The following is an 18,333-nucleotide window of genomic DNA, read 5'->3' as shown; positions in this document are numbered from 1 at the left end:
ACGCGCGGCCCGTGACCTACTCGCTCCAGGCGCCCTTCCAGCCGGCGGGCGACCAACCGCGCGCCATCGGCGAGTTGGTCGCCGGCCTCGCGCGCGGTGACCGCTTCCAGACGCTGCTGGGCGTCACCGGCTCCGGCAAGACGATGACGATGGCCAATGTCATCCAGCAGTTCGGCAAGCCGGCGTTGGTGCTGTCGCACAACAAGACGTTGGCGGCGCAGCTCTACGGCGAGCTCAAGGGCTTCTTCCCGAACAACGCCGTCGAGTACTTCATCTCGTACTACGACTACTACCAGCCCGAGGCCTACGTCCCCAGCTCGGACACGTACATCGAGAAGGACGCGTCGATCAACGAGGATATCGATCGGCTGCGGTTGCGTGCGACGTCGTCGCTGATGGAGCGCGATGACGTCATCATCGTCGCCACGGTGTCGGCGATCTACGGCCTCGGCGATCCGGAGACCTATCGCGCCTCGATGGTCCAGCTCCACGTCGGCCAGCAGATCCCGCGCGACAAGATCCTCAAGGCGCTGGTGGCCATCCAATACGGCCGCAACGATGCCTCGTTCGAGCGCGGCACCTTCCGCGTGCGCGGCGACACGGTGGAGATCCTGCCGGCCTACGAGGAGCAGGCCGTGCGCATCGAGATGTTCGGCGACGAGATCGAGCGCATCAGCAAGATCGATCCGCTGACCGGCCAGACCATCACGCCGCTGCAGCGCACGGCGGTGTATCCGGCCAAGCACTTCGTGACCACGCGCCCGACGATCGAGCGCGCAGTGAAGGAGATTCGCGCCGAGTTGGTGGAGCGGCTGGCGGCGCTGAAGGAGGCCGGCAAGCTGCTCGAGGCGCAGCGGCTGGAGAGCCGCACGAATTTCGACATCGAGATGCTCCTGGAGATCGGCACCTGTCCCGGCATCGAGAACTATTCGCGCATCATCGCCGGCCGCGAGCCTGGCGCGCGGCCGGCCGTGCTCTTTGACTACTTCCCCGACGACTTCCTCGTCATCGTGGACGAGTCGCACGTGACGCTGCCGCAGATCGGTGGGATGTTCAATGGCGACCGCGCCCGCAAGACGACGCTGGTCGAGTATGGCTTCCGCCTGCCCAGCGCGCTGGACAACCGCCCGCTGATGTTCGACGAGTTTCTCGCCCTCACGCCGCGCGCGGTGATGGTCAGCGCCACGCCGGGCGAGCTGGAGCTCAAGCTCTCCGAGGGCGTGGTCGTCGAGCAGGTGATTCGCCCTACGGGCCTGCTGGATCCGGTGATCGAGATCCGACCGGTGAAGGGACAGGTGGACGACCTGCTGCACGAGATTCGGCTGCGCGAACGAAAGGGCGAGCGAGTATTGGTCACCACGCTGACCAAGCGCATGGCCGAGGATCTGACGGACTATCTCGCGCAGGTCGGGGTGCGGGTGCGCTACATGCACGCCGACATCGATGCCATCGAGCGGATGGAGATCGTCCGCGGCCTGCGCCTCGGCGAGTTCGACGTGCTCATCGGCATCAACCTGCTGCGAGAGGGACTGGATCTCCCCGAAGTCTCGTTGGTGGCCATCCTCGACGCGGACCAAGAGGGCTTCCTCCGCTCCGACCGTTCGCTGATCCAGACCGTGGGCCGCGCGGCGCGGCACGTCGAGGGCAGGGCGATCTTCTACGCCGACAAGGTCACGGGCTCGATGCAGCGCTGCCTCGACGAGACCTCGCGGCGCCGCGCGGTGCAGGAGGAGCACAACAAGGCGCACGGCATCGTCCCGGCCGGCGTGCGCAAGTCGCATGACCAAGTACGCTTCAGCACGCGCGTGGCCGATGCGCGCGAGGGCACGGAGGAGCGCGAGAGCGACCGCCGCCGTGGCAAGAAGCAGAAGAAGGTGGCGGAGGCCCAGCGCGCCTACGGCACGGACGACCTGCCCGGCCTTGTGCAGCGGCTGGAGGAGGAGATGCGCACGGCGGCCAAGAATCTCGACTTCGAGACGGCGGCGCGTCTGCGTGACGAGCTCTTCGATCTGAAGGCGGCGATGGGGGACAGCTCGCCGCGGGCCGCGCGTGCGAAGCGCTGATCGCCTCGGGGCGCGGCGTGCCACGCGCTGAGCTGGACGAATCGGCGCTGCGTGCCTGGGGCGAGGCCTACGGTGCCATGCTGCGCGCGCCGGCGGTCGTGGCGCTCTCCGGCGACCTCGGGGCGGGCAAGACGACGCTGACGCAAGCCATCGCGGCTGGCCTCGGTGTCACCGAGGACGTCACGAGCCCGACCTATGCGCTGGTGCACGAGTACGGCTCGGCGCGGGGGACGGTCTGGCATCTCGATCTCTACCGGCTCCGCGACGCGGGCCAGCTCGCCCAACTGGGCTGGGATGACATCCTCGCGTCGGGTGACGTTGTCCTCATCGAGTGGCCGGAACGCGCGGCAGATGCGCTGCCCGCCGACGCACGCGCGCTGAGGCTCGAGCATGTCCAGGGGCGCGTTGACGTCAGGAGTCTCTCGTGGACGGACTGAGCCTCGCGCTGGACGCCGCCGTTGGAGAGGGAACGATTGCGGTCATCCGTGACGGCGCCCTGCTCGCCGAACGTCGCGTGACGATGCGCAGCGAGCGCGAGGAGCGTTTCCTGCCGGCGGTCATCGCGGCGCTCGCTGACGCGGGCGTCGAACCGGCAGCGCTCACACGCATCGTGTGCGGCGCCGGACCCGGCAGCTTCACGTCGTTGCGTGTCGTCGGAGCCGCCGCGAAGGGGTTCGCGCAGGGGCTCGATCGCCCGCTGTTCGCCGTGCCATCCTTGGCGCTCATCGTCGCGGCGGACCCGCGGACGGCGCAGGGCGGGCGATGGCTCGCCACGCTCGACGCCATGCGCGGCGACCGGTACCTCGCCTTGGTCACGGTGGCGGGGGATGGGCAGCTTGAGCGCGTGGAATCCCTCGGGCTCGCGCCGGCCGGCGAAGTCGCGGCCAGGGCTGAAGCGCTTGTCGCCTCGCCGATAGGACCCGACGCCGAACTGCAGGCTGCACCGCACGCGCGGGGACTACTGCGTGCTGGTGCGCTTACGCTCGCGGCCGGGCCGGTGGATCTGGCCGCTTGGGAACCTGTGTATGGCCGCTTGGCCGAGGCGCAGGTGAAATGGGAAGCGGCGCACGGGCGCCTGCTGCTGTGACCCGCGAATCGGCTTCCGCACCGCAGCTGCGCGATGCCACGGCGGCGGATGTCCCGGCCCTCGTCGCGCTCGAGCGCGCGAGCTTCTCGGATCCCTGGAGCGCGGAGAGCTTCCGAGAGGTCCTGCGCTCGACCACGGCTCGGCTCCGTGTCGCCGTGGTCGATGGTGCCGTGCAGGGGTACAGCGTGTCCTGGCACGTCGCTGACGAAGCCGAGTTGGCGAACCTCGCGGTCGCGACCGCCTTCAGGCGACAACGCATCGCCGCGGCGTTGCTCGACGACCTGCTGGCGTTCGCCCAGGCCCACGCGACGCTCGCGATCTATCTCGAGGTGCGAGCCAGCAATGAGGCGGCGCAGGCCCTGTACCGGTCGCGCGGATTCGACGTCGTCGGTCGGCGGCGGGCCTACTACCAGCATCCCACCGAGGATGCGGTGCTGATGCGTCGGAGCCTCCAGTAACCCGCTGACCGCGCTGGCCGCAGGGATTAGCTTTGGAGTGGAACACCACGATACCAGCGCTCGGTCGCGCCGCCCCTAGACTGCCGGCGCGGACTGACCCATACCAGGAGGCCTTGTGAGCCGCAGCTTGAACAAAGTCACCCTCATCGGAAACCTCGGCGCCGACCCCGAGATCCGGACCACGCCAAACGGCAGCAAGGTCGCGCAGTTCTCGCTGGCCACCAGCCGGCAGTGGAACTCGCAGGCGGGGGAGAAGCAGGAGAAGACGGAGTGGCACAAGTGCGTGGCGTGGAACGCCGGCTCGCGCGGCACCGGCTTGGCGGACATCATCGAGCGCTACGTGAAGAAGGGCGACAAGCTCTACGTCGAGGGGCGCATCGAGTACCGGCAGTACGAGGACAAGGACAAGCAGACTCGCTACGTGACCGAGATCAACGTGCGGGAGATCCTCCTCCTCGGTGGCCGGGGCGGCGGCGAGGGCTTCGATGCCCCGCGTCCGTCCAAGGCGGCCGCCGGTGGCAAGGGCGGGGACGCCGGCTTCTCGGACTTCCCCGAGGCGATGGACGGGGACGACGACCTGCCGTTCTGAGCCCGCGACTCACTATCTCGGCGGTTTGGGCGGCCCCATCCGGGGCCGCCCTTTCCGTCTGGGGCGGTTCGACTCAGTATTTGAAGGACGAGCCCCGCGGGGGCGGTCGGCCTGGGGTGGCCCTCGGGCCGTGTTGCACCACCGCCGGTCCGGTCGTCCACCCCTGAGACCGCCCCAGCGCGCCCCCGCGCCGGGGGCGCTGCCGTATCCCACACCCGAGAGTAGTCCGATGCGTGCCCTCCGACCGACCCTCGCGACCGTCCTGCTCGGCCTGGCCCTCTCGCCTCTGGCGATCGAGGCACAGGGCACGGGCCGGACGCATACCGTGAAGCCCGGCGATACCCTCTGGGACCTCGCGCAGACCTATCTTGGCGACCCGTTCAAGTGGCCCGAGATCTACCGCCGCAACACGGGCACGGTCGCCGATCCGCACTGGATCTATCCGGACCAGGTGCTGGTGGTCGATGGCGATGTGATGCCGACGCCGGGGACCCCGCCGGATGAAGCCGCGCCGGTGGCCCAGATGCCTGACACCACGGCCCCTATGCCGACCCCTATGCCGGATGCCGAGCCGCCGGCGATGACGATCTTCAATCCTGAGCGCTATCGCGTCGTGCGCGGGGAGCGCACGTCGCTGCTGTTACGCTCAGCACCCGCGGCCGTTCGGAGCGGCGACTTCATGCAGGCGCCGTTCTTGTGGGATGCCAACGGGGTCCAGGGCGCGGGTCGGATCGAGACCTCGAGCGAGGCGGCGGGCGTGCGCGTCGACTTGACGGAACGACCCATCCAGCTCTTCGAGACCGTGATTGTCCGGCCTCCTCAGGGCGCACAAGGCCTCAAGGACGAACGGTATCTCGTCTTCCGCTACGGCCCCACGATTGAGAACGAAGGACGCGTCGTGGTCCCCACCGGCATCGTACGGTTGAGCGCCGACGCCGCCGATGGAGTCGCTCGGGGCGTGCTGCTCAACAAGTTCGAGGATGTCTTCGAGACGCACGGCCTGATGCCCCTGGACACGCTGGTCATTGCCGAGGGCGCGACGCCGCAGCACGTCGAGTTCGGCCTCGAGACTCGCGTCGCCTACGTCTACAGCGACCCCGTCCTACCGCCGGTCGGCCATCAGCTGATTCTCGCCGCGGGGGCCAGCGACGGCTTGGTGCCGGGCGACCAACTCACCCTGCTGCGGCCGCGGGCTGCCCGGGAGACCGGTGCGTCACTGGCGCCGCAGCGTATCGCGGTGGCGCAGGTGGTCCGTGTCACGCAGTGGGGGGCCAGCGCCATCATCATCAGCCAGTCCGATGGTGGTGTCGGTGCGGGGACGACGGCGGTCGTCACCGGGAAGATGCCCTGACGGAGTAGGAAGCGGCCGCGCCACCGGATATCTTCGAGGGATGACTCCCAAACACGCCCTCGTCACCGGTGGTGCTGGATTCATTGGCTCGCACGTCACGGACGCGTTGCTCGCGGCCGGCTGGTCGGTGACCGTGCTCGACAACCTCTCGAGCGGTAAGCAGGACCAGGTTCCCGCCGGCGCACGCTTCGTCTGGGCCGACATCCGCTCCGAAGAGGCCGCCGAGCTCATCCGTGACGGCAACTTCGACCTCGTCTGCCACCTCGCGGCGCAGATCGACGTGCGCAAGTCCGTGGCCGATCCCGGCTTCGACGTCGACGTCAACATCCGGGGCACGCTGAATCTCGTCGAGGCCATCCGTCAGTCGGGTCGCGCGACGCGGTTCGTCTTCGCGTCCACCGGCGGCGCCGTCTACGGCGACTTCGTGGAGCCGCCAAACGTCGAGACGTATCCCAAGGATCCCGAGAGCCCCTACGGGATCGCCAAGTTCTCGACCGAGCTCTACCTCTCGTACTACGCGCGGATCCACGGGCTCGACTACATCGCGCTGCGCTTCGCGAACGTGTTCGGGCCGCGGCAGGACCCGCACGGCGAGGCCGGCGTGGTTGCCATCTTCTGCCAGCGCATCATCGACGGCACCGACCTCAAGGTGTTCGGCGACGGCAAGCAGACCCGCGACTACGTCTACGTGGGCGATGTCGCCCAGGCGCACGTGCTGGCGGCCGCGCTGCCGACCATCCCGGCGGGCCGCGTCGATGACCGTGCCTTCAACATCGGGACCGGACGCGAGACCTCGGTGGTCGAGCTGGCCGAGTCGCTGATGCGGGCGTCGGGCAAGAAGGTCGGGCTCGAACACGCGCCCGCGCGACCCGGGGAACAGCAGCGCTCGGTCGTGAGTATCGCGAAGGCCGCGAGCGGCCTCGGCTGGACGCCGAAGGTGCCGCTCGAGGACGGCCTCGCCCAGACCTATTCCTGGTTCGCATCCCGGTGATCTTCCTCCTGCAGGTCCGCTCCGCCATCCCGTCCACGCGTTTGGACCTTGTCCTGAACGCGTCCGACGAGACCAAGGTCGTCCTCGTCGTGCTCCTCGTGCTGTCGCTGCTCTCGTGGTCGGTGATGCTGGCCAAGTGGCTGGCCTTCCGGCGCGCGGAGAAGTCGGCCGCGGACTTCATGAAGGAGTTCCACAAGGGATCGCGCCTCGAGTCGGTGGCGACGCTGGCCAAGCGCTCCAAGCCAAGCGCGCACACGCGCGTCCTCCAGCGCGCGCTGCAGTTCCTCACCGAGACGGGAATGGTGAAGGGGCAGGACGGGGCGCCGGCGCAGCTCAGCGCCTCGCAGGTGCAGGCATTGCGCCTCGTGCTCGACGCCGAGACGAACACGGAACGTGATCGCCTCGGCACCTACATCCCGACTTTGGCGATGATCGGGTCCGTGAGCCCGCTGCTCGGCCTGCTCGGCACCGTGTTGGGCATCATCGAGGCGTTCCTCGGCGTGGCCCGCGGCGGCTCGGGAAACCTTGCGGCCATTGCGCCGGGTGTCGCCGAGGCGCTCATCGCCACGGCGACGGCGCTGGCGGTCGCGATCCCGGCCTACTTCGGCTACAACATCTTCGCGGCGCGACTCAACCGCTTTGACGGCGACCTCGACGGCTTCGGCTCCGAGGTCATCGCGCTGATGGCACGCGAAGGACGGCTCTAGCATGCGTCGCCGCGGGCGCGGGGAGCGCACGCCCCTGCAGGCAGAGATCAACGTCGTCTCGCTGATCGACGTGATGATGCTGCTGATGATCATCTTCATGATCACGGCGCCGATGATGCAGGGCGGGGTGGACGTGTCGCTGCCGCGGGCCGAGGCGCGTCCGCTGAACGCACGTAGCGCGCTGGTGGTCTCGGTGACCCGCGACGGGCGCATCTTCGCCGACGACGTGCAGCTTTCCCTCAGCGAATTCCGCGGGACGTTCCGGACGCTGGCCAACCAGGCCGGGCGCGAGGGTGTCTATCTCCGGGCGGACCAAGGCGTCCCGTACGGACGCGTCGTGGAGGTGCTGGCGATCATGCGCGGGGCGGGCGTGGGGAATATCGGTCTCGTCGCCGAGCCGGAGGACGTCGCACGGTGAGTGCCGCCGTGCGCCCGCGTTCGGGGCTCGGCGGTGCCTTTGCCCTGTCGCTGCTGCTGCACGCAGCGGTCGCCGTGCCGTTCGTGATCTACAAGGCTGCGCCGGCGCCGGCGCTGCCTCCGATGTATCGCGTGGATCTGGTCGCGGCCCCTCCGGGCCCTCGTCAGTCGGGTGTGGTACGAGAGACGCCACCCGCCGCCGAGCCCACCGCGAAGGCGCCGCCGAAGGCAGAGGCGCCGGATCCGGTAAAGGCTGCGCCCATCAAGCCGCCGACGCGTGCCGCGCGACCGACCACCCGCGCCACGCCGAACATCTCGCAGAAGAGCACAGAGCGCGTGGACGCCACGAAGGCACCGACGGCCGGTGGCGGCGAGATGGGGAGCACCGGGACTGACGTGGCGACGGTGCGCACGGAAGGCATCGAATTCCCGTTCCCTGGGTACTTACAGAACATCGTCCGCCAGGTGGCGCAGAACTTCAACCCACGCAACCCGGGTGCGCTCAAGGCCGAGGTGTTCTTCTTCATCCGCCGCGACGGTTCGATGACCGGTTTCCGGTTCATCACGCCAAGCGGCAATTTTGCATTTGATCTCGAGGCGCAGGGGGCCGTGGAGGCCGCCGCGCGCGCATTTGGCCCGTTGCCGACGGGTTTCTCCGACGACATCCTGCCCGTGACCTTCGCGTTCGACCCGGCGCGCCTGCGATGACCCATCGCCTCGCCGCCCGACATCTTGTTACGGCCGTCGTGCTCGCTGCCGGCGCGCTCGCACCCATCGTCACCGACGCGCAAGAAGGTGTGCGCATTGGGCTGACCTACGCTGCCGGGACGCGCCCGGGGCTCTACGTCCTGCCGATGACCGGTGGGCTCGCGGACTCGATCCGCACCATCATCTCCCGCGACCTCGACTTCGGCGACCGCATCTCGGTGATCGTGCCCGACTCCGGCGTGAGACAGCCCGGTGCGCTGAACTATCCGCTGTATGCGCAACTGGGAGCGGCGGCCGTCCTCGAGCTGTCGGAGAAGATGGGCGGTGTCCTGTCGGTCACCGTGCACGAAGTGGGCGCCGCACGGGTGATGCAGCAGAAGGATTTCGTACTCGACGGCGCGCCGCTGTCCGCCGAGTGGCGGCTGGCGCTACACGCCGTGAGCGACGAGGTCGAACGCTGGGTGACCGGTGTACCGGGCGTCGCGGCCACGCGTGTGTTGTTCAACCGCGCGGGCACGTTGTGGATGGTCGACTCGGATGGCGCCAATGCGCGGCCCGTCCCTGGCGTGGGCAATGCCAACTACCCGGCCTGGCATCCCAGCGGGCGGATGATTGCCTACATGGAGCAGGCCGACGATGGCTCGCACATCCTGCTGCGTGACCTCGAGGCCAACACGGCGCGCCGCGTGTCGTTCAGCGATGGCATGAACGCGACGCCCGCGTTCTCGCCGGACGGGCGCAGCCTCGTCTTCTCGCACGGCACGGACGGCACCGATCTCTGGGCCGTGCAGGTGCAGGGCGGTGATGGGCCCCGCCGTGTGACCGTGGGTCGGGGCACCGACAACATCTCGCCGAGTTTCTCACCCGATGGGCGGCGTATCGCCTTCGCAAGTGGTCGCCTCGGCCGTCCCGAGATATATATTACTGATGCTGACGGGGCGAACCCGCAGTGGCTGACCACGACGGGCTTCGGCGACCAGTCGTACCGCTCGGATCCGTCGTGGGCACCCGATGGACGCTACGTGGCATTCCAGACGCAGATTGAAGGACGCTTCCAGGTCGCGACGATCAACCTGCGCGACCGGAGCGTGAAGCAGCACACGATCGAAGGCATCAATGAACAACCGACGTGGGCACCCGATGCACGACATCTGGTCTTCACGTCCAATCGCTCGGGGAGCCGGCAGTTGTGGGTCCTCGACACCGAGTCCGGTCGGATGCGGCAGCTGACCTTCGGCGCGATGGCGCGCCAGGGTTCGTGGTCACCGCGTCTGGCCGTGCCGAAGTAGTCCCTCCGCTCGTCCTTAGCAGGATACCCTCCCTCACCAGCACTCCTTTCGAGGACACCCATGAACGCTCGTATCTCCGTAGTCGCCGCCCTGGCCGTTGCGGCCGTTGTGTCGGCCGCTTGCCGCCAGCCTGAGCCGCCGCCGCCGCCGGCGCCGGTCATCAACCAGGATTCCATCGACGCCGCGCGTCGTGCCGCCGAGGAGCGCGCCCGCGCCGAGGCCGAGGCCCGTGCCCGCGCCGAGCGTGAGGCCGCTGAGCGTGCCCGCCGCGAGGCCGAGGAGCGTGCCGCCCGTGAGCGCGCTGCCGCCATCGCCGCCGCCCGCACCGCTTTCGCGACGGTGATCTACTTCGGCTACGACCAGTCGTCGCTGAGCACGGATGCGCGTGCCGTGCTGGACGCCAAGCTGCCGCTGCTCCGCGCGAACATGAACGTCCGCATCCGCATCGCCGGCCACACCGACGACCGCGGGTCCGACGCCTACAACATGGCCCTCGGCCAGCGTCGCGCCGCCGCCGCCAAGCAGTACCTGGTGGACCAGGGCATCGCCGCCGACCGCATCGAGACCGTCTCGTTCGGCGAGGATCGCCCGGCGATGATGGGCATGGGTGAGGACAACTGGTCGCGCAATCGTCGTGACGAGTTCGAGATCATCGTGGGTGGGGAGACGCTTCGCCTCCCGTGATCGGTCGCACTTTCCGTCCGTGGCTCGCGCCGGTCGTCATCCTGACGGCCGGCGCGTGCTTCGCGACCCGCAATGATGTCCGGATCCTCCAGCAGGACCTGCAGGTCATCCGGGCCGAGCGCGCGGCCGGCGATTCCGCCCTTCGCGCGCAGATGGAGAAGGACCTCGCCCGCGTGACGGCGCTGTTGGCCGAGCTCGCGGACACCGCGCACCAGGCCAATGTCCAGCTGAACCGCCTGCGCGGTGACCTCGGCGAGGAAATGCGCTCGGTGCGGCAGCAGTTGATCATGATTCAGGAGCTCACCGGCCAGAGCCAGCGGCGCATCATGGATCTGCGCTCGGAGCTCGAGGCGCGGGCGGCCGAGTTGGCGGCGCCGCCGCCGCCGGATACGACGCGCGGTGCGCGGCCCGACTCCACGATGGCCACGCGTCCGAGCGCGCCTCCGGGACCGGCCCAACTGTACCAGATGGGGCAGGACCAGCTGCGACGCGGTTCGAGTTCGTCGGCGCGCGCGGCCTTCCTGCAGCTCCTGACGGCGCATCCGACCTCCGACCTTGCCCCTCCCGCGCTCTATGGCGTGGCCGAGACCTGGGCGGACGAGGGGAACGGCGTCGCTGCGGACTCGGTATACGCGTTGGTGGTGCAGCGGTATCCGCGGTCGGATCAGGCGCCCAACGCCCTCTACAAGCGCGCGACGGCGTACCGGAGCATCGGGCAGAATGACCAGGCCGAGTCGTTGTATCGCCAGATCGTGGACCAGTATCCGCGGTCCGATGCCGCGCTCCTCGCGCAGGAGTTCCTCCGGTCCCGTAGACCGTAGGAGGGAGGGCGGCCCGGCCGCCCCATAGCCGACGGATGAGCAAGAAGACACCGGCCGAGATGCCATTTCTGGACCACCTGGAAGAGCTGCGCGTGCGGCTCTTCTGGGCGCTTGGCGCGCTGGTGCTGTGCATGCTCACGGCCTTCGCCATCGTCTGGCAGTACGATGTGATTGGCCTGTTGGCGCAGCCGATCCTGCCCTTTCTGCCGAGCGGCAAGCTGGTCTACACGCATCCGATGGACCCGATGGCCATCGTGCTCAAGGTGTCGTTCGGGCTCGGCCTCGTCGCGGCGTCGCCGGTGATCGTGTACCACGTGTGGGCCTTCCTCTCGCCGGCGCTGCATCCGCACGAGAAAAAGGTCGTGGTGCCGGTCCTGATGGGCTCCACGCTGCTCTTCGTCGCAGGCGTGTATCTCTGCGTGCAGTTCGTGCTGCCGGCGATGTTCGGGGTGTTGCTCTCGTTCCAGAGCAACACGTTGGAGCAGATGATCTCGGCGGCGGACTACTTCGGCTTTGCCGTGACGCTGTGCCTGGCCTTTGGTGGGTCGTTCCAGCTGCCGATCGTGATCCTCGCGCTGAGCGCGCTCGGGCTCGTGAATCCGCGTCTGCTGGCGAAGTTTCGGCGGCACGCCTTGGTGGGGAGCTTCCTGCTGGGCGCCATCATCACGCCGGGCGACCTCATCATCGTGACGCTGATGCTGGGCGTGCCGCTGTATGGGCTGTACGAGGTCAGCATCGTGCTGAGTTGGTTCGTGGAGCGCTCGCGGAAGAAGCGCGAGCGGTTGGCGCAGAACAGCATCGGCGGAGAGACGGCGTGAGGAACCTGCCGTGGCGCCCCGCCGCGGCGGGCGCGCTGGATGCGGGGTGGGCGGCTACACTCACGCAGACGCTGACTGTCGTCCTTGCGTTGTCGCTGCTCGGGCCGGCGCTGTTGGGAGCGCAGCAACCGGGGCAGCCGCGCCGGCCGCCGCCCTCGGAGCGCGTCGTGACGCCGCCCCCACCAACGCCGCGGCAGCAGGCCGACACCAGCAAGCGCGCGCAGGGCCGCGACAGCAGCGGCGTCCGCGAGCGTGCCCCGCTGGTGAATTGGATCCCCGACGACTCCGTGATGACCGCGTTGCTGCAACGTGCCGGCTACGGCGTGGTGCGCTACCAGGGCGACACCGTGGGATTCGAGGCGGCCACGCGCACGATGTCGCTGGTCGGCGATAGCGCGCGCGCCGCCGTCAAGCGCGACTCGACGATGCTGGTGGCGAAAACCATCCAGTACAACGACAGCACCAAGATGATTGCCGCGCGGGGCGACACCATCACCATGCGCGACCCCGAGCGCGGCGATGACATTGTCGGGCTCAAGGAGATGACCTACGACCTCGTGAACCGCGAGGGGCGCACCCAGGACTTCTCGACGACGGCCAACTCGGGCGAGGACTGGAAGGTGCAGGCGCATCGCGCGGCCTTCGCCTCCGACTCCGCCAGCGACCGCAGCACGGTCTACGGGCGTGACGGCTTGATCACCAGCTGTCTGGACTCGGTCCCGCACTACCACTTTCTCGCCAAGGAACTGAAGCGGGTCAGCAACAGCGTGATCGTGGCGCGGCCGGCGATCCTCTACATCGGCGACGTGCCGGTGGCCTGGTTGCCGTTCATCTTCCAGGACATCCGCACGGGACGGCGCTCCGGCCTGCTCACGCCGCGGGCGGGCTTCTCGGAAGTCGTGCGCAACTCGCCGACCTACCGCCGCACGATCGAGAACCTCGGCTACTACTTCGCGCTCAGCGACTACGTGGACGCGCAGGTCTCGATGGATTGGCGCTCGGCGGCCCGCGCCACCGCGCAGGATCCGGGCTGGGTACGGTTGAATGGAGAGCTGCGCTATCGCTGGCTCGATCGCTTCCTCAGCGGCGGGATCGCGGTCTCGCGCAACTCGATCTCGTCGGGCTCGCGCAACCTCGCCCTGAGTTGGTCGCACCAGCAGGAGTTCTCGTCGAGGACGCGCTTCACGACGAACATGAACTACATGACCAACACGCAGGTGGGCCGGCAGACGACCATCAATCCGATGATGGCGCTGGCGACCATCTCGTCGCAGGCCAACCTGTCCCGGCAGCAGGGACCCTTCGCCATCAACGTCGGTGGGACGCAGCGGCAATACCTGGGGCGCGACCAGATCGATCGCGACTTCCCCTCGGTGAACGTCGCCTCGAAGCCGCTGACACTTGGCGAGAACTTCGTGGTCACGCCGTCGCTCGCCTTTTCCACCTCCGAACGGTTGAAGCTGGATGCGGTCGGTGACTTCACCTGGGCGTATCAGAACACGCCGGCTGGTCTCGACTCGACGCGGCTGCGCCGCGACTCGCGCACCACGACCCTGCAGATGGGCCTGCCGTTCAAGGTCTGGGACTTCCAGGTACAGGCGGATTTCCGGCTCAACGACCAAGCCAACGAGTTCCCCGAGATCAAGACCGTGCCCGATCCGCTGGATCCCACGCGGTCGATTGATCGCGTCTATGCGCGCACGTTCAAGTCCACCGCGGACTACAACCTGAGTGTCGGCCTGCCGCAGTTTCTGAAGGGCACCTGGAACTTCGCGCCGCTGGTCGCCCTCTCGAACGTGGACCCCTCGGGCACCTTCGTGCGCTCGGAGCGCACCAACGGGGCCTGGGTCACGCAGTCCAAGCGCGTCAGCTACGGCGCCGGCGTATCCCCGACGCTCTACCGGCTGTTGCCCGGCATCGGGCCGGTCGAGCGGATTCGCCACGCGATCTCGCCGACCCTTTCCTGGAGCTACTCGCCGGAGGCGGAGGTGAACCCGGAGTACCTCGAGGCGCTGGGCAAGTCCACCGTGGGCTACTTGGGCGGACTGGCGCAGAACCGACTCACGCTTGGGTTCAACACGAATTTCGAAGCGAAGATGCGCAACGCGGACACCACGAAGGCGTCGCAGAAGATTCGCCTCGCCTCGCTGCAGTTCACGCCCCTGGTCTACGACTTCGAGCTGCAGCGACAGACCGGACGTACGGGCTTCGCCACCGACCGCGCCGGCTACACCTTCCGCTCCGACCTGTTGCCAGGCTTCGACCTCGGCGTGGACTACTCGCTGTTCCAGGGCAGCGTGCTCAGCGATACGGCCGTCTTCAAGCCGTATCGCGAGGCGGTGCGCTTCGGCTTCAACCTCAACCGCAACTCGGCGATCGTGCGCGGCGTGGCCAAGCTGTTTGGGGCGGATCTGACGCCGGGTGCCGTCGCGTCCACGAACGATCAGAGCGGCCCCGACGCCATGGGTGGCGGAATGGTCTCGGGCCTGAATCCGAACCAGATGGGCCGTGGCGGCATCACGGGAACGCGCGGGCGCGGCGCGGTGCAGCAGATCCAGACGGGGCAGGGCTTCCAGGCGAACTTTTCCGTGAGCCAGCAGCGGCAGCGCCCGCCCGTCGGTGGACGCGTGGTCACCTTCGATCCCCGCGCCGAGTGCGCTGATCTGATTGGGCTGCCGACCTACGAGTTCTGCCTGGCGCAGGCGGAGCGGCAACGTCCGACGGATCTTGACCAGAGCCAAGGCACTGGCGGCGGCACGTTCTATCGCGTGCCCGCCACGACATCGGTGGGAATGCGCACGAGCTTCAACCTCACGCCCAAGTGGGCGGCGTCGTGGAACACGACGTACGACGTGGAGCGCAGCCAGTTCGCGGCGCAGGTGGTGACGCTGCAGCGCGACCTGCACGACTGGCGTGCGATCTTCGGATTCACGCAGGCGCCGAACGGCAACTTCGCGTTTACCTTCTTCATCTCGCTGAAGGCGCAGCCGGAGATCAAGCTCGACTACGATCGCCAGACCTACCGGCAGCCCACCTCGCTTCCCAATCGCTGAGCATCGTACGTGGCGGACACTCTTGAACTGACGGGGCAGGGCCTGCGCATCGCCGACGTGGCCGATGTGGCGGATGGTCGGCGGACGGTGCGGCTGTCCGAGTCCGCGCGCGCGCGGATGGGCGGCACGCGTCAGATTGTCGAGCGCCTCGCGGCCGAGGGTGCCGCCGTCTACGGCGTGACCACGGGATTCGGCAAACTCTCAGACGTGGCCATTCCGGCGGACCAGCTGGTGCAGCTGCAGGTGAACCTCGTGCGTTCGCACGCGGCGGGTGTGGGGCCGCGGCTGCCCGAGCGCGAGGTGCGCGCGATGATGCTGCTGCGCGCGAATGTCCTGGCCAAGGGCTTCAGTGGTGCACGACCGGAGCTGGCCGAACTGCTGTGTGCGATGCTCAACGCCGGCTTGTGGCCGGAGGTGCCGGAGCAGGGCTCGGTCGGAGCCAGTGGGGACCTCGCACCGCTGGCGCATCTCGCCCTGTCGTTGATCGGGGAAGGGCGGCTGCAGCACGCCAAGGGTAGTGGTGTGGCGGCGGAGGTGCTCAAGGCGCACGGTCTGTCGCCAGTGACCCTGGGGCCGAAGGAAGGCTTGGCGCTGATCAACGGCACGCAGGCGCACACGGCGGTGGCGTCGCTGGCGCTGGTCGAGGCGCGGCGCTGTTGGGATGCCGCGCACGTCGCGGGCGCGATGACGCTCGAGGCCCTGCTCGGGACCCCGACCGCGTTCGACGCGCGGATCCACGCCGCACGTGGCCAGCCGGGCCAGCAGGCTTCGGCGGCGCGCTTTCTCGAACTGCTCGCCAACAGCGAGATCCGCGAGTCGCATCGCAGCAACGATCCGCGCGTGCAGGACGCCTACGCGCTTCGCTGCATGCCGCAGGTGCACGGCCCGGTGCTGCAGGCGCTGGAGTTCGCCGAATCGTTGGTGACGCCGGAGCTGAATGCGGCGACCGACAACCCGCTGGTCTTCGACGACGGCACGATGCTTTCGGGCGGCAACTTCCACGGTCAGGCTGCCGCGATGGCGCTGGATGTCCTTGCCATCGCGATGACCAACCTCGCCGTGATGAGCGAGCGGCGCTCGGATCGCCTGGTGCATCCCGACCTCAACGAGGGCCTGCCGCCGTTCCTCACGGCCACGGCCGGCGTGAGTTCCGGATTCATGATGGCGCAGGTGACCGCTGCGGCGATGACGAGCGAGTGCAAGGTGCTCGCGCATCCGGCGAGCGTGGATACGATCCCCACCGACGGCAGCAAGGAAGACGTCGTGCCGATGGCGATGGGTGCGGCCATCAAACTGCGACGCATCCTGCACAACCTGCGGCACGTGCTCGCCGTGGAGCTGATGTGCGCGGCGCAGGGCCTGGAGTCGCGGCGTCCGCTCAAGTCCGGCGCGGGTGTGGAGCGGGCGCACGCCGCCGTGCGCGCGCGTGTGGCGAAGCTCGAGGCGGATCGCGTGCTGGGGCCGGATATCGAGACGCTGGCCGAGGGGATCGCGCAGGGCGAGTTCGCCTAGCGCACCCGCGCACCCGCGCACCCGCGCAGCCGCGCAGCGCGTGCACGCGGACGAGCGCCAGCCGCCGCGACCGCACCGCCTGTCAGCCATCGGGCGAGTAGATTGCACGGATGGCCACGACCGCATCCCCCCGCACCGTTCGCGCGCCGCGCGGCACGACCATCTCCTGCAAGGGTTGGCAGCAGGAGGCCGCCCTGCGCATGCTGATGAACAACCTCGACCCCGAGGTCGCCGAGCGCCCTGACGACCTCGTGGTCTACGGCGGCACCGGCAAGGCAGCGCGCAGCTGGGAGGCCTTCGACGCCATCGTGGCCAGCCTGCGCGTGCTGGAGCACGACGAGACGCTGCTCGTGCAGAGCGGCAAGCCGGTGGCGGTGTTCCGCACCAGCGTGCACGCGCCGCGCGTGTTGATCGCGAACTCCAACCTCGTCGGCCGCTTCGCCACCTGGGAGCACTTTCGCGAACTCGAGCGCCAGGGCCTGATGATGTACGGCCAGATGACGGCGGGCTCGTGGATCTACATTGGCTCGCAGGGCATTGTGCAGGGCACCTATGAGACCTTTGGCGCCGTGGCGCGCAAGCACTTCGGCGGATCGCTCGCCGGCCGCTTCGTGCTCACCGCCGGGCTCGGCGGCATGGGTGGCGCACAGCCTTTGGCAGCGACGATGAACGACGCTGCCATCCTTGGCGTGGACGTGGATCCCACGCGCATCCAGAAGCGGCTCGACACGGGCTACTGCGACCGGATGACGGAGGATCTCGACGAGGCGATGACTTGGATCCGCGAGGCGCAACAGGCCAAGCGCGGGCTCTCCGTTGGCCTCGTCGGCAATGCGGCGGAGGTGCTGCCGCTGATGGTGGAGCGGGGCATCACACCGGACGTGGTCACCGACCAGACCTCGGCGCACGACATGCTGAACGGCTATGTGCCGCACGGCATGTCGTTGGAGGCCGCGGCGGCACTGCGTGAGAGCGATCCGAACGAGTATGTGAAGCGCTCGACGGCCAGCGCAGTGGCGCACGTGCGCGCTATGCGTGCGATGCAGCAGGCGGGCGCGATCGCCTTCGACTACGGCAACAACATCCGCACGGTGGCCTTTGACGCTGGCTTGAAGGACGCGTTCGAGATCCCCGGCTTCGTGCCGGCGTACATCCGGCCGCTGTTTTGCGAAGGCAAGGGCCCGTTCCGGTGGGCCGCCCTCTCCGGCGACCCGGCCGACATCGCGCGGACGGATGAACTGGTGCTGTCGATGTTCCCCCACGACGAACACCTCAAGCGCTGGATCACGATGGCGCGCGAACGCATCCACTTCCAGGGGCTGCCCGCGCGAATCTGCTGGCTGGGGCAGGGTGATCGCGCGAAGTTCGGCGTCGCGCTCAATGACCTCGTGGCCACGGGCGAGTTGAAGGCGCCAATCGCGATCGGGCGCGACCACCTCGACACGGGCTCCGTGGCCTCGCCCTTCCGCGAGACCGAGGGGATGAAGGATGGCACCGATGCCGTCGCCGATTGGGCCATCCTCAACGCCCTCGTGAACGTGGCGGGCGGTGCGAGCTGGGTGAGCTTCCACCACGGCGGCGGTGTGGGCATCGGCAATTCGCTGCACGCGGGGCAGGTGATCGTCGCGGACGGCACGGACGAGATGCGTCAGCGACTCGAGCGGGTGCTGACCAACGATCCCGGGATGGGCGTGGCACGTCACGCGGATGCGGGCTACGACATCGCCATCGAGACGGCGAGGCGTACGGGCCTCAAGCTGCCGATGCTGGGCACGGCCTGAGCGC

The 18,333-nt window shown here is 68.6% G+C and carries 17 protein-coding genes; all 17 read left to right on the top strand.

What is annotated here, in order from left to right:
- Window positions 1-11 precede the first annotated feature (11 nt).
- Window positions 12-2,063, top strand: a complete 2,052-nt coding sequence (gene uvrB / locus KF709_01455; protein MBX3173055.1) for an excinuclease ABC subunit UvrB — start codon at window positions 12-14, stop codon at window positions 2,061-2,063.
- Window positions 2,064-2,080: 17 nt separating this feature from the next.
- The gene (gene tsaE / locus KF709_01450) at window positions 2,081-2,500 is read left to right on the top strand and encodes a tRNA (adenosine(37)-N6)-threonylcarbamoyltransferase complex ATPase subunit type 1 TsaE (protein ID MBX3173054.1); all 420 of its coding nucleotides are present in this window, start codon (window positions 2,081-2,083) and stop codon (window positions 2,498-2,500) included.
- Window positions 2,488-3,150, top strand: a complete 663-nt coding sequence (gene tsaB, locus KF709_01445) for a tRNA (adenosine(37)-N6)-threonylcarbamoyltransferase complex dimerization subunit type 1 TsaB (protein MBX3173053.1) — start codon at window positions 2,488-2,490, stop codon at window positions 3,148-3,150. Before tsaE ends, tsaB begins: the two co-directional genes overlap by 13 nt.
- The gene (gene rimI, locus KF709_01440) at window positions 3,147-3,608 is read left to right on the top strand and encodes a ribosomal protein S18-alanine N-acetyltransferase (protein MBX3173052.1); all 462 of its coding nucleotides are present in this window, start codon (window positions 3,147-3,149) and stop codon (window positions 3,606-3,608) included. The genes tsaB and rimI overlap by 4 nt, the downstream gene beginning before the upstream one ends.
- A 115-nt stretch (window positions 3,609-3,723) precedes the next feature.
- The gene (locus KF709_01435) at window positions 3,724-4,197 is read left to right on the top strand and encodes a single-stranded DNA-binding protein (GenBank protein ID MBX3173051.1); all 474 of its coding nucleotides are present in this window, start codon (window positions 3,724-3,726) and stop codon (window positions 4,195-4,197) included.
- A 229-nt stretch (window positions 4,198-4,426) separates the two neighbouring features.
- On the top strand, window positions 4,427-5,548 hold the full coding sequence (locus KF709_01430; GenBank protein ID MBX3173050.1) for a LysM peptidoglycan-binding domain-containing protein: 1,122 nt from the start codon (window positions 4,427-4,429) through the stop codon (window positions 5,546-5,548).
- 40 nt (window positions 5,549-5,588) lie between these two features.
- On the top strand, window positions 5,589-6,539 hold the full coding sequence (locus tag KF709_01425; GenBank protein ID MBX3173049.1) for an NAD-dependent epimerase/dehydratase family protein: 951 nt from the start codon (window positions 5,589-5,591) through the stop codon (window positions 6,537-6,539).
- Entirely contained in the window at window positions 6,536-7,246 is a 711-nt protein-coding gene (locus KF709_01420; protein ID MBX3173048.1) for a MotA/TolQ/ExbB proton channel family protein, read from the top strand. Before KF709_01425 ends, KF709_01420 begins: the two co-directional genes overlap by 4 nt.
- A 1-nt stretch (window position 7,247) precedes the next feature.
- Window positions 7,248-7,664, top strand: a complete 417-nt coding sequence (locus KF709_01415) for a biopolymer transporter ExbD (protein MBX3173047.1) — start codon at window positions 7,248-7,250, stop codon at window positions 7,662-7,664.
- Window positions 7,661-8,371: a TonB C-terminal domain-containing protein gene (locus KF709_01410; protein MBX3173046.1), complete on the top strand. Its 711-nt coding sequence runs from the start codon at window positions 7,661-7,663 to the stop codon at window positions 8,369-8,371. Before KF709_01415 ends, KF709_01410 begins: the two co-directional genes overlap by 4 nt.
- A complete protein-coding gene (locus KF709_01405; GenBank protein ID MBX3173045.1) occupies window positions 8,368-9,660 on the top strand; it encodes a PD40 domain-containing protein in 1,293 nt (430 codons plus the stop codon). Before KF709_01410 ends, KF709_01405 begins: the two co-directional genes overlap by 4 nt.
- A gap of 60 nt (window positions 9,661-9,720) precedes the next feature.
- Complete coding sequence (locus KF709_01400; protein MBX3173044.1) at window positions 9,721-10,344, top strand: OmpA family protein; 624 nt, start codon at window positions 9,721-9,723, stop codon at window positions 10,342-10,344.
- On the top strand, window positions 10,341-11,165 hold the full coding sequence (locus KF709_01395) for a tetratricopeptide repeat protein (protein MBX3173043.1): 825 nt from the start codon (window positions 10,341-10,343) through the stop codon (window positions 11,163-11,165). Before KF709_01400 ends, KF709_01395 begins: the two co-directional genes overlap by 4 nt.
- A 35-nt stretch (window positions 11,166-11,200) precedes the next feature.
- On the top strand, window positions 11,201-11,983 hold the full coding sequence (tatC, locus tag KF709_01390) for a twin-arginine translocase subunit TatC (GenBank protein ID MBX3173042.1): 783 nt from the start codon (window positions 11,201-11,203) through the stop codon (window positions 11,981-11,983).
- A complete protein-coding gene (locus tag KF709_01385; GenBank protein ID MBX3173041.1) occupies window positions 11,980-15,036 on the top strand; it encodes an LPS-assembly protein LptD in 3,057 nt (1,018 codons plus the stop codon). Before tatC ends, KF709_01385 begins: the two co-directional genes overlap by 4 nt.
- Window positions 15,037-15,045: 9 nt before the next feature.
- Window positions 15,046-16,548 carry a histidine ammonia-lyase gene (hutH, locus tag KF709_01380; GenBank protein MBX3173040.1) on the top strand — a complete coding sequence of 501 codons (1,503 nt, stop codon included), beginning with the start codon at window positions 15,046-15,048 and terminating at the stop codon, window positions 16,546-16,548.
- Window positions 16,549-16,649: 101 nt separating this feature from the next.
- A complete protein-coding gene (gene hutU / locus KF709_01375) occupies window positions 16,650-18,329 on the top strand; it encodes a urocanate hydratase (GenBank protein ID MBX3173039.1) in 1,680 nt (559 codons plus the stop codon).
- The last annotated feature ends 4 nt before the right edge of the window (window positions 18,330-18,333 follow it).

It is taken from the genome of Gemmatimonadaceae bacterium, assembly GCA_019637445.1.
Classification (GTDB): Bacteria; Gemmatimonadota; Gemmatimonadetes; order Gemmatimonadales; family Gemmatimonadaceae; genus Pseudogemmatithrix.
This window is presented reverse-complemented; position numbering and strand designations above follow the sequence as displayed.

Coding starts and splice junctions, on each gene's coding strand:
- KF709_01425 (MBX3173049.1), top strand. CDS start 5,589: ATGACTCCCAAACACGCCCTCGTCACCGGTGGTGCTGGATTCATTGGC.
- KF709_01430 (MBX3173050.1), top strand. CDS start 4,427: ATGCGTGCCCTCCGACCGACCCTCGCGACCGTCCTGCTCGGCCTGGCC.
- KF709_01400 (MBX3173044.1), top strand. CDS start 9,721: ATGAACGCTCGTATCTCCGTAGTCGCCGCCCTGGCCGTTGCGGCCGTT.
- tatC (MBX3173042.1), top strand. CDS start 11,201: ATGAGCAAGAAGACACCGGCCGAGATGCCATTTCTGGACCACCTGGAA.
- KF709_01405 (MBX3173045.1), top strand. CDS start 8,368: ATGACCCATCGCCTCGCCGCCCGACATCTTGTTACGGCCGTCGTGCTC.
- KF709_01415 (MBX3173047.1), top strand. CDS start 7,248: ATGCGTCGCCGCGGGCGCGGGGAGCGCACGCCCCTGCAGGCAGAGATC.